Below are 12954 nucleotides of genomic sequence, written 5' to 3'. Positions count from 1 at the left end.
ATGCATAATTATTCATCACATTTTCAAACCAGTACGGCGCATTCTGCGACGACCCTTTCTGACTCCGGCTCAGCCGGAGTGCAAGCATGCTAATGTCACAAATTACAATTATTTTGCCGGATAACTCTACGAAGGTTTTTGACCATGAACCGACAGCGCTGGAAGTGGCGATGTCCATTGGCCCTCGCTTGGCCAAGGAAACTCTGGGCGCAAAACTGAACGGATCAACTGAAATCTCTGATCTTCGCACCGTTTTGAAAGATCAGACCAAGGTGGCTTTGGTCACCATAAAATCCCCTGAATCCGTTGAGGTTGTTCGTCACTCCTGCGCGCATATCATGGCTCAGGCGATTCAGGACATCTGGCCCGAAGTGAAAGTGACCATCGGTCCGGTGATCGACAACGGTTTCTATTACGACTTTGATTCTCCGTTTGCCTTCACTGAAGAGCATTTCGAAAAAATTGAAAAAAAGATGACCGAGATCGTTTCCAAGGATCTGCCGATTCACCGTGAAAACTGGCCGATTCAAAAGGCGATTGAGACCTTCAAGGGTATGAACGAGCGCTTTAAAGTGGAGCTGATCGAGGATCTTGCCAAAAAAGGCGAGACCACTGTCGGCATCTACTTTAACGGCACCAGCTGGTTTGACCTGTGCCGCGGTCCTCACATCCAGTCCACTGGCCAGATCAAAGCGTTCAAACTTTTGAGCGTGGCGGGGGCTTACTGGAGAGGTGACGAGAAAAACGCCCAGCTTCAGCGTGTGTACGCGACAGCGTTCAACGACAAAAAGGATCTGGAAACGTATCTTCACAATATCGAAGAGGCGAAAAAACGCGATCACCGTAAATTGGGTAAAGAACTGGGCATGTTCTATTTCAACGAACTGGCTCCGGGTTCTCCGTTCTTCACAGGTAAGGGCGCGACGGTTTACAACTCTTTGCAGACCTATCTGCGCGAGCTGTATTTCGAAACCGGTTATCAGGAAGTCATCACACCGCAGATCTTTGACGTGAACCTGTTCCATACGTCCGGTCACTATCAGAACTACAAAGAAAACATGTTCTTTACCAAGGTGGACGAGCGCGATTTCGCCTCCAAGCCGATGAACTGTCCTTCTCACTGTTTGCTTTATAACTCTGAGAAATATTCCTACCGTGATCTGCCGATCAAGATGGCGGACTTTGGTCGCTTGCACCGTTATGAAAAGTCCGGTGCCATGCACGGTTTGACCCGTGTTCGTACGTTCTGTCAGGACGACGCGCACATCTTCTGCCGTATGGACCAGCTGCAGGAAGAAATCGCCAAGTTCATGAACCTGCTGAATCGTGTTTACGACAAGCTGGGCATGGGCAATTACAAGATCTTCCTTTCCACTCGTCCGGACAACCGTATGGGCAGTGAGGAATACTGGGACATGGCCGAAGGCGCTTTGGCCGAAGCCCTGAAATCCCTGAATTTGCCATTTGAGCTGAATCCAGGCGACGGGGCCTTCTATGGACCTAAGTTGGATATCATGTTCGTCGATGCATTGAATCGTCCTTGGCAGTTGGGTACACTTCAAGTGGATCCAAATCTTCCGCAGGCGTTTGATTTGAAATACACGGGCGAAGACAACAAGGAGCACCGTCCAGTGATGCTTCACCGTGCGATTCTGGGCTCTTTGGAACGCTTTATCGGCGTTTACCTTGAGCACACGGCAGGTCATTTGCCACCGTGGATGATGCCAGTGCAGGTGGCGATCCTGAACGTTACGGACCGCGTGAACGGTTTCTGCGAAGAGCTGCAAAACTCTTTGAAAGGACACAGTGTTCGCGTTGAGTTTGACCGCCGTAACGAGAAGTTGAATTATAAAATCCGCGAGGCTCAGCTGCAAAAAATCCCATACATGATTATTGTGGGGGATAAAGAGGCTGAATCCAGAACGGTTTCATTGCGTCTGAGAGACGGATCAGAACATAAAGGTCTGACTGTGGATCAGGTGATGAATTTGATCACGACTGATATTAAAACAAGAAGTTTGCAGAGCTCTCTTGCGAAGTCTGCAACGACAAACTAGCCGTCGCACTTACGTGACGCTAGGATTTAACTAAACCCCGGAGGTTTGCCATTAGCAAGTTTGAAGGTAATTTTAGAGGTGGCGGTCGCTTTGATCGCAACAAGAAAGACTCTAAAGACTCATTGAGAGTCAACCGCGAGATTCGCGCTCAACAGATTCGTGTTATCGATGATGAAGGTAACATGCTTGGCGTGATGACAGTTCCTGAGGCGTTACGTATTGCTGAAGATAGAGGCCTCGATCTTCTTGAGATTGCTCCAACAGCAACTCCTCCTACTTGTAAAATCATGGATTACGGCAAGTGGAAGTACGAGAACAAGAAAAAAGCCACTGCGGCTCGTAAAAAACAGACTGTTGTGACGATCAAGGAAATTCAGATGCGTCCTCGTACGGATCAGCATGACTTTGAAACCAAGATGAATCACGCCCGCCGCTTCCTTCTGGAAGGCGACAAAGTGAAAGTGTCTTTGCGTTTCATGGGTCGTGAGATGGCCCACCAGGAGCTGGGTATGGAAGTGATGAAGAAATGTATCGCTTTCGTTGATGACCTGGCGCTGGTTGAATCCCAGCCGAAGATGGAAGGTAAGAACATGTTCCTGATGCTGGGTCCAGACCCACTCAAGATCAAAGAATACCAGAAGCTTCACCCGAACAAGTCCAAGCAAGACACCAAAGAGCTTGCTGAGCTGGAAGAAGTCGAAGGCGACGACGAAGAGTAAAAATCTGAACAGATTTTTTCAAACGAACCCACATGAAAATGTGGGTTTTGTTTTTTAAGCAATCAACAGGAGCCCCCATGAAAGCAGTCGTGCAACGAGTTCAAAATGCCTCTGTCGTAGTCGATGGAAAGCTTATTTCCTCTATCGAAAAGGGCTATCTGACGCTGCTGGGGGTTGCCAAAGGCGACAGTGAAGAACAGCTGCAAAAACTGATAACCAAGATCCTTGCTTTAAGAATATTCCCGGATGAAACCGGCAAGATGAATCTGTCCCTGAAAGACGTGGACGGGGAGCATCTGATCGTGTCTCAGTTCACACTGCTGGGGGATGCCTCCAAGGGCCATCGTCCCAGCTTCATTGGCGCCGAAGCGCCGGACCCTGCGAAAGAGCTTTATGAAAAAGCTCTGGCCATCAGTGAATCCCAGGGTGTGAAAACATTCGGCGGGGTATTTGGGGCCGACATGAAGGTCAGTCTTCTGAATGACGGCCCGGTGACATTGCTGTTGGAAGTCTGATTAGCGACTTAGCGACGCCACAGCGTCGTCAGCCAACGCCAGACTTCCGCACGGCGCTCGCCGATGTCGAAATGAGTTCCGTCGAATTCAACATAGTCGTGGTTGATCCCGTTCTTTTTGAATATCGCCGAAATCTGGCGGCATCCGTACTGCAGATGGAAATTGTCCTTGTTGCCAACATCCAGATAGATCTGTTTGTCCTTCAGACTCTGCACACGTTTTGGCAGAAAGTGCAGCGGATCTTTTTCCAGAATCGTTTCCCACACGGTCAGATTTTTCGTGCCGTCTTTTTCAAGAGGGAAGTGGAAGTCACCATGTTCGCCCTTCGGCGCATAGCAAGCGGCCATGCCGAAAGCATTTAAAAGCGTGTGCCAGTTGCGCATCTTCGTCAGTCTGCCATTGCGCAGTTCTTCCAGGGCTTTGAGTCCTGACTGATATTTTTCCCACAGAGGCGCGGTTTGGTAGAATTCAGAAAGCAGGCTGGCTTCAAAGAACGAGTCCGGGGCAATCGCGGCAATGACACCAAATACCTCAGGGTATTTTGATCCCAGGTGAAGAGCACCATAGCCGCCGCTGGATCCGCCGGTCACACACCAGTCAGACTTTTTGTCAGAAGCTGTGAAGTGCTTTTTCACCGCCGGGATCAGCTCCTGCATAATATAATCTTCATAGTTTCCCACCGCACTGGAATTGATGAACTGGGACCCACCCCAAGTGGTCAGGGCATCGACAAAGACATACAGTGCCTGGGGCGCTTCACCGCGGGCTGCAGCTTCGTTGATAATCTGCACCGGGTTCTTTTCGTTGAATTTGCCATTGAAGTTAAAAGGGGCGTTGCTGGTAAAGCCACTTAAAACCACCACCACGGGCCACGGGCCTGGCACATGGGGGACCAGCACCGGGTTGAAGCGGGTGGCTGGATCCTGCAGCGGGTTTGGCTTCAAAATCGAACTTTCGATTTTCAGGGTCTCGATTTTGAATTGCGGGGTCTCATAAGAACGATAGTTGGGCAGAACTTCATGATTGATCATGCATGAAATTCTGCCACGTTCACAGGTCAGGTCAATAGCCTTGCCACTTGTGGATATACGTGGGGTGATGCACTGATTTGGTGATCCCGCCGCCAATATTCATCAAGACAGCAGAATCCGCATAACCGAAGTTTCCGCCGTAAGCTCGTCCTACGCAGCGCACTTCGCCAGAAGTGGCCAGAGCGCATGTTGAAGAATTCGCCGCCCATACCTTGGTGTACGTGTTGGCTCCATCCACAGCTATTGGAATCATAAAGACAGAGTGGCTTCCCGTATAGTGAGGTGCAGACAAGCCGGAATAGGTCGCATTACCCCAGCACTTGATTTGGCTGGCTGTGATGCCGCAAGTGTGACCCGACGCCATGGAAATATCAGAATAATCAGCGGAAGAATCAATCGCAGTCGGAGTGTAGCGATTGATGGCAGTACTATCCCCCAGAAGTCCGTTGAAATTGCTTCCCCAGCATTTCAGTTTGTTCGCGGCAGTGATTCCGCAGGTGTTGTATGGACCCGTTGAAATCTTGGTATAAGAAACCCCGGAATCAACCACATCCGGAAGGTAATACGAGGAAGTACCGCTGGATTTGGCGATCTGGCCTTGAGAGTTATTACCCCAGCATTTCACAACGCCGGCTGTGGTGCGACCGCAGGTGTGGGACATACCCATTTCGATGTCGGCGTAGCTGACGCCACTGTCGACAACGGTGAAGGCTGTGCGGGCGGTTGTGTCTCCCAGCCCCAGTCTGCCGTTGTCATTGTTGCCGGCGCATTTCAAGGCCCCCGTGGTGGTGATACCGCAAGTGGCGTTATAATACGAAACAACTTTTGTGTAAGTGGTGGTGGAATCGGCCACCGTCGGGGAATAAACAGTCGTTCCGACGGCCCCGGCTTCACCCAGTTCGCCAACGCTGTTGATGCCCCAGCACTTCATCTGCCCTGTGCTGGTGATGGCACAGAAATCTCGACTGCGGCGGGAATGGATGTAGCTGTAATTGGTGCTCGGATCAATCATCACCGGTGCTGGACGACGCGCATCCGTTTGTGAACCGTCACCAAACGGTCCCTCGGTCGCTTTCATGGAACCCCAGCAATAAAGTTTGTTAGAAGATAATCCACAAGTTCCTGAGTAATGATCGTCAATTCCATCTTCGCCAAATACGGAAAGTGTATCAAAGTTCCATTCGGATGCTTTGGTCATTTTCTCTGCATAGAGATGACGGGCGTTACCACTGCCATAGCTGTAAGCATTTTGTGGCGAGTTGTCGCCCAGCAGGTTACCCCAGCATTTCAAAGCGCCAGTCAGCGTGATGCCGCAGGCACGGGTCGCAGTGGTTTGAACGGCGGCATAGGTTGTTCCCGCATCTGATGTCGCAGGGACCAACTGCTGATTGGAAGTTCCGTTACCCAGTTGAATCAAGGAATTCACACCCCAGCACTGCAAAATATCATTGGAGGTGATCGCACAGGTGAAGCCACGAGCGGATGCAACGGTGCCGTCGTCATTCACGGAAACAGTTTTGTAAGTCTCGGCGCCCGACACGGCAACCGGCAGAGAGCGGGTGGTGATACTGCTATCGCCGACCTGACCATAGTTGTTGGTACCCCAGCATTTCAGATTGTTAGTCAGGGTGATGCCGCATCCATGTTTTGAACCGACGACTGCGAACTTGTAGGACTCGGTCGCATCAATTGCCGTCGGAACGCCTTTGGTTGTGGCAGATCCGTCGCCCAATTGATAGTTGCCATTATAGCCCCAGCAGAACAGTTTGTCGTCACTGCGAATAGCGCAGGTGGAACGGGAGCCCGCATGCACATACTTGTAAGAGTTGGCATTATCCACGTCCGTAGGCGACGTGCGTCTGGTGGTATCATTCAGTCCCAACTGGCCATAATCATTTTTACCCCAGCACTTCAGCTTGTTGGCCGTAGTAATGGCGCAAGAGTGGTAATCACCGGAGGAAACTGAAAGATAAGTCGTCGCGTTGTCCACGTGCAGTGGCGACCATTGATTTCCCGTGGTGCCGCCGCCGGCCTGGCCGTCACTGCTGTCACCCCAGCAGAACAGGCGGTTGTCCAAAGTGACCGTACAGGTGTGGTATTCACCTGTGGAAACACTTCTGTAACCAGTCACGCCCGCGATGGTGATGACGAACGGAGAGGCTTTAAAGTCGCTCACGGTGCCATCAATCTGGCGGTACATGTTCGTACCCCAGCAGCGCAGGGAAGAGTCTTCCATGATTGCGCACTGGTGGGCCCGGGATATGGAAAGCTGGGAGGCTTTCAGGTTCTTTTCATCATCAGCAATGAAATACTGGGCCTGGTAGTTGTCGCCCATTGTTGCCAGTGGCGAGTCGGTGTGAGTGAAATGCACATTCAGCAGTTTTTCACCCTCAACCAAACTGTTATTCGGGAAGTTCACTGTGATGGTGCCCGTTGTGGACCCCGCGGGGATGGTGATAAAGCCCGAGCTCAGATTGTGGTGATCCGGATTTACGGCATCACCGGTGACTTTGTAATAGGCAGTCACATCATAACTTTTCGCTGGTGTCAGGCTTACGTTGATGGTTTGCGATCCAGAACCCTCTTGAACGCGGTTCATTCTGGTGCTGGTGATGTTCACCGCGGAAACAGAATCCTTCGTCCAGCTGACAGAAACCGCATCGGCCGCCGCTTGGAATACGCTCGTGGCGTCCCCACCGAGCACACACAAAGTCACCGGCCCATTTGGCAATGCAGAAATATTGTCGGCGATGGTTGACGACACATTGTAAGCGGCCGAGTAAGTGGCTGTGGCGCAAGTTCCGGACGTGATAACAGCCTTTTTGTACTGAGTCACACGGAAGCCCGAGACAGTCACATTTAAGACCGACGTTGTTGAAACGCCAACCGGATACCCGGTCAGGGTCGGCGTCGGTGGCGGATAAGGCGTGCTGATTTCCCAGGTGCTGACCGCATTACCGATAGTGACCGTGGCGGTGTTGGTTTGTGCGTTGGCGGCCGGGGACGTCATGCGCACCTGGATGACTTGACCGGCAGAAACAGCAACGGACCCACCCCAGTAGCTTCCCGTGGTGATATTGCGAATCTGGGCATCAGCCCCAGACACAGTGGCGATCGAAGTCTGATTTAGAGTGCCGATCGTCGTGTTGGATGTCGTATAACGAGTGCTCAAAGCCGCATTATGAATTTTCGCAAAAGTCGGTGGGGTCGTCAGGATCGGCCCCGGATTCCCCCAATAGGCGACCCAGCCGTCACGAACCGCACTGCCGTCACTGGTGAACTTGATCGTCATTTTTCCAGAGTTGGCGGTTTGGGTTGCCGGAATAGCAGTCCCGCTGACCTGATTCAGCAGCACAGTGCCTGAGGTTGTCCCGTCAAAGACAGTCACTTTGTCCCAGCTGGCTTCCGTATTGAAAGACATGAAGGTCAGAGTGATCGGAGCACCGGTGTTGATCTCAAAGAAACAGGTTTCGTTGTTCTGATACTGGCCGTTGGCTCCGCCGGAATCATAAATGAAGCCCGTGGTGGCTGTCGATGCCGTCGCAGAACACATGGACGAGAAGTTTTGCACGTTGTAGCGGTCCCACTGATATTCAGTCGGATGCCAGATGGCCTGCCAGGTTCCATTGGTGTGTTTACCCAAGATACAAAGTTTCAGCCTTTCACTTGCAAACCCGGTGAGGTCGGCGCTGATATGGGTTGAAATGGATGTTTCAGATCCGTATCCAGCTGTAACTGTACAGTCCGTCGTTGTGGATGTTCCCAGCTTGTATTTGTAAGCGACAACATTAGTCCCGCCCACAGTGGCGTCCAGGGTGTTGGTGCCGTTATTCGAAGCCGGCACATTGCTGGCGCTGGCGACAACAAACGGGTAACCCTCGATGACCAGATTTTTTCGTCCCGCCAGGGAATTTGCCGATCCAATAGCCGGCAGTGTGGCTGTCGCATTGCTGCCCATGGCATCTTTGATGGAAGTGGCGTTGGTTAGTGCTGTCGAAGAATAGTCCAGATCCGCAGCGCTTTGTTCATAGGCCACGGTGTAACGGAATGTCAGTTCTGTAGACCCACTGCCGCTAAGGTAGGTCGCGGTCACGCCGGAACCGGCGGCCAGGGTCATGATCGGGTTCGTACCCAGAATAGTGACTGGTTTTGTGAAGACAACCTGAATGTCGATGTTGTCGCCCGGCTTGTAAGTGCCGTCAGGATTTGTGGCAGTGACATGAGTCACAGTCGTTGGCAGCAGTGGAGTCGCCACCATCCAGTAATAGCTGGCATCACCGGCGCGAACATGGGCCAGTCGGTATTGGTCTGTTGCATTTGGCGAAGTCATGCGGACTTCAATCCCGTCTCCAGGATTTACAAAGACCGAGCTTCCGAAAGCGGAAGCCGTCGTGATATTGCGAATTTCAGCGTCATAGCCCGAAACCGAGAAGACTGTTGCCGTTGAAAGACCATTGACGACAGAGGTGCGGGTATAAACGGTGTTGACGGTGGCATTGGTGACATTGGTCAAAGTCAGAATCGGAGACAGATTCGGGGCTCCACCCCACATCAGGGCAACACCGGCTCCGGTGACGGAACCGTCACTTTTGAATTCGGTATACAGTGTACCTGAAGTTGAGTTGACGGCCGTGTGAAGGGCGGTGCCTGCGACTGGTCCTAAAAGGACGGTGCCGGCAGCTCCGGTTTCGCGCAGTCTTAAGAAGTCATAAGAGATGTTATTTTCTGTTTCATAGCTGACCGATGCTGAAATCGCGGCACCCGTGGTGATCGAGAAATAACAGTTGGCAATAGTTTCGTTGTCGCTGTAGTTCGCGGCAGGTCCGCCGGAATCATACAAACGCCCTTTAGGAGCGGTGGTGGACTTGACGGTTCCGCACAGATTGAAGGATGGCAGGTTTTCCACATAGTGCCATTGCGCCTGTGTGACGGCGAAAGCCTTTTGCCAGTTTCCGGCGCTGTCTTTACCCAGAACGCAGATTTTCAGGAACGAATATTTTGGATGTGCACTGATGGTGTCCGTAATCGGGGTCGCCACCGGAATTTCAGCTGAATAGTCCGTATAAGTGGAGCAGTCGACAGATGCCGCCAGGCCCAGTTTGTATTTATAAGAAACGACATCCAAACCGGACACGGTGATGTTAAGTGTGTCGCTGGAGTCAGCTCCCATTGGTGTGTTGCTTAGAATGGCTTTGGCCAGAGGGCTTGAATACGCTTCAATTGCGATGTTTTTGATTCCTGCCAATGAATTTGCAGTTCCCGGCGCCGGAAGTGTCAGGGTGGCGTTATTGCTAAGTGCATCCCTCATTGTTCCGCCGTTGAAGGCAAGGGCGGTCGTGCTGGTGTAATCCAGATCCGGGTTTTCATCACCGGTTTGAACGACATAGTTGAATAGAAGCTGGGTTGTGCCTGAACCACTGGTATAGTTGACCACTCGGTCTGTCGTGCCGGTTTCAAGTGTCAGTTGCGGGGTGCCTGTGACCGTCACATTTTCATCAAATGTCACACGAACCTGCACGGACTGACCTGGGCCGTACACACCATCAGCGGTGGTGGCATCCACAGTCAGAATAACCGGGCCTTGACAATCCCTTGTCCAAGTCGCCTGGGATGTCGCCGTGGACCAGTTGCCTGCGGTGTCGCGGCCAAAGACACAGAGCTTGTAAGCCCCTTGCGCCGCCAGGGTGTCGGTGATTTTTGTGGCCACAGCGATATCGCTTCCGGTGTAAGCCGCACTGTTGGTGCAGACCTCAGTGCCGCCCGGAACAACCAGGAAGTAACGATAGTGAGTGATGTCCGTACCGCCAACAGTAATATTCAGTGTGCCGGTGGTGTTGGTTCCAGTCGGAGCACCGGTGATGGTTGCAGCTGCCGGGGACTGAGTGTCTTTCGGATAAGTTGATGAGCCCGTGGCATTGTTTCCACTGGCGCGGCTGTGAGAAGCCACCACCGTGAATGGAGTGCCCGAAGTATCTGCCAGGGAACTGAAGTCCAAAGAAGCTGTCCACGAACCCGTGGTGCAGGTTGCAGATCCGGTCACTCCGGCATGACCCGTGACGGTCAGGTTGACCAAACGGCCGTTTTCAGAGCAGGCGCCAGAAAGGTTAAAGGCTGTTTGATTCAAAGAATTGATAAAGGTCCCCGCTACCGGAGAAGTCAGTGTGACGGTCGGAGAAACGGAATCATGAATGATGGAATCAAACGCACAGTCAGATTCATTCCCTGCCACATCGCGGACTTTGAAATAAATCGTATTTGTATTGTCGGCTGTCGGCAGGGTCCAGGACTTGCTGGCGTTATAGGTTTCCCACGAACCACCATTCAGGCAAAGGGCCGTGTTGGTAACATACATCTGAACGCCGTCAGTGGTGGTGCTTGCCAATGTGGCGCTAAGGCTTGTGGCGTAGGCATCATTGTTGTTGATAACAAAGCTGTTTACTGTCGGAACCACCGTGTCTTTTGCAAAGACTTTCGTGACCGTAGGGGCCACCGCGCCGCTGGCGCGTGAGTGATTCAGAGTGAACGTCAGATCCCCTTGGGCTGAAGTGCTCAGATCCAGAGTTTTAGTCCATGCGCCACTGGAGCACGTTGCTGTTGTGGCGGACTGACCGCTCACAGAAATTTCAACGGGGCGGCCGTCTTCAGAGCAGGCGCCGGAAATCACAAACGCAGAAACATTGGCAAGATTCACAAAGCTGCCATCGGCCGGGGAGGCCAGAGACAGTGACGGCACCGTGCTGTTGTGAGTGATGCCGTCATCATAACAAACAGAAGAGTTGCCTGCGGCATCTCTGAACTTAACGTAAACAGTGTTCAGGGCATCTGCCGTAGGCAGCGTCCAGGATTTTCCTGTGGCAAAAGCTTCCCAGGTGCCGCCTGTGGCGCATCCAGCGGAGTTGGTGATATACATCTCCGCCGCATCGGTACTTGTCAGTCCCAGGGAAACAGCAAGGTCATTCGTTGTTGCTGCACCGGAATTAATGCTCAGGGTTCCTGTTGGAGCCTGTGTGTCTTTATTATAGGTGGGGGAATTTGCCGTGTTGGAGTTTCCAGCAACGTCATTCAAGGAAGCCGTCAGCTGGAATGTTCCTTGAGGAATATCGCTTAAATCCAGGATCGCTGAAAAGGCAGAACCCACACAGATTGTGGTTCCGGTGAAACCACCCGGACCGGAAAAGTTCACAGAACGGTTGTTTTCAGAACAGTTGCCACTGACAGTGAACGCGGTCACATTGGCGGAATTGACGATGGTGCCAGCAACCGGAAGCGTGAATGCCAGGGTTGGAACGACGTTGTCATGAAGAATATCATCGCTGACACACGGGGATTCGTTACCCAGGCTGTCGCGGAATTTCGCATAAACGGTGTTCGTGGCATTGCTGTTGGTCAGAGTCCACGGGGCTGCAGCATTGTAAGCGACCCAGCTGCCCCCCGTACAGGCAGCCACCGAGCTCAGATACATTTCTGCGGCATCAGTGACGGAACTGTTCAAAGTTGCACTCAGAGAATTTGTTGCGGCATCACCATTATTCAGAGCCAAAGAATTCACCGTGGGCGCAGTGACATCGCGGCTGACGGTGGATGTGGCTGTGCGAGTGTTGCCGGCCGGGTCGGTATGGGTTGCTGATACCGCAACCGAAGTGCCTGACAACGAGCTCAGGTTCATAGGCGTTGAATAGGTTCCGCCAGAACAGATGACTTCAGTACTCACGGATCCCGCGGTCACGGAAACATTGCGGCCCGTTTCAGAACAAGTGCCGCTGACTGTGTAAGAATTTTGATTCACAGATGTGATCGTAGTCAAAGCATTCAGGGTGATTGTCGGCGGCACCACGTCTTTGGTGATAGCCAGACGGTATTCCTTCGGAGCGCCGCCAGGGGCTGTGACGGTGGCGATCAAGTCACCGCTGTACAGGCTTGGCAAAGAGCTGAAATCCAGATTTTGTGTCCACTGACGGTCACTGCAGGTAAAGGTCAGCAGAGTGGAGGCCGCGGCGGAAAACTCGATCGAGGATCCCAGCAGACAGGTGCCCTTGAAAGGCGCTGTCGCCACGTTGCCTTCGTTGATGATGGACTGGGAAAGGCTTTCGATGGAAAACGCGCCAAAGTAAGTGATCGGATTCGAACAGGAAGAAGAAGCCACACTGCCGTCTTTGGAAAGAACGAAGACCTTGAACGTGTACTCAACGCCATCTTCCGGAGTGAAGGTCGGCAGGTGAGATGTTTCAGCAGGACCGACGTTGGCGACCGGAAGGATCGGGGTGGCGCAAGAGTCGCCGCGGAAATAAAGCACCTGTTGTTCTTTGATGTCGGCTTTTTCAGGAAGGTTCCACTCGGCCTTAAGCAGGCCCTGCTGGCCCAGGGAATCGCTGTTCCATTTCAGGGTGGTGGGCGTGGAGTTTTCAGCCGCGATTTGCAGTTCCAGTGAACATCCGGTCAATACCATGAGGGAAAAGGCCAAAAGAAGCCTTCGGGCCCGGTGGATCAGATCGGTGGTGTTAAGAAACGTACAATTCATGTAAATTTCTTCGGGTTTCTGTGAGCGGAACTAAATCCCCAAGTTGGGGGAAAATGTTCAATAAACTGCTGGAAACACCAGCCTTTCCACCGGGTCCCCGCGGAAATAGGGGCT

5 protein-coding genes are annotated in these 12954 nt (G+C 52.3%); 3 read left to right on the top strand and 2 right to left on the bottom strand.

From position 1 onward, the window contains the following. Positions 1-86 precede the first annotated feature (86 nt). The 3 genes from thrS (at position 87) to dtd (ending at position 3291) form a co-directional block, all read left to right on the top strand. Entirely contained in the window at positions 87-2057 is a 1971-nt protein-coding gene (gene thrS / locus AC04MQ_RS10620; protein ID WP_475392063.1) for a threonine--tRNA ligase, read from the top strand. Between the two features lie 122 nt (positions 2058-2179). Then, positions 2180-2776 carry a translation initiation factor IF-3 gene (gene infC / locus AC04MQ_RS10615; RefSeq protein ID WP_015090758.1) on the top strand — a complete coding sequence of 199 codons (597 nt, stop codon included), beginning with the start codon at positions 2180-2182 and terminating at the stop codon, positions 2774-2776. A 77-nt stretch (positions 2777-2853) separates the two neighbouring features. Next, entirely contained in the window at positions 2854-3291 is a 438-nt protein-coding gene (dtd, locus tag AC04MQ_RS10610) for a D-aminoacyl-tRNA deacylase (protein ID WP_475392062.1), read from the top strand. A gap of 8 nt (positions 3292-3299) precedes the next feature. Here the strand turns inward: dtd and AC04MQ_RS10605 are convergent, their stop codons facing one another. Both AC04MQ_RS10605 and AC04MQ_RS10600 read right to left on the bottom strand, forming a co-directional pair. Then, positions 3300-4322: an alpha/beta hydrolase gene (locus tag AC04MQ_RS10605; protein ID WP_475392061.1), complete on the bottom strand. Its 1023-nt coding sequence runs from the start codon at positions 4320-4322 to the stop codon at positions 3300-3302. Positions 4323-4353: 31 nt separating this feature from the next. Then, positions 4354-12783, bottom strand: coding sequence for an RCC1 domain-containing protein (locus AC04MQ_RS10600; protein WP_475392060.1), 8430 nt, complete (start codon positions 12781-12783; stop codon positions 4354-4356). Positions 12784-12954: the final 171 nt, after the last annotated feature.

Source organism: Bdellovibrio sp. MYbb2 (genome assembly GCF_056175685.1).
Note: the sequence above shows the minus strand (reverse complement) of the source record. Positions and strands in the feature narration are given on the sequence as shown.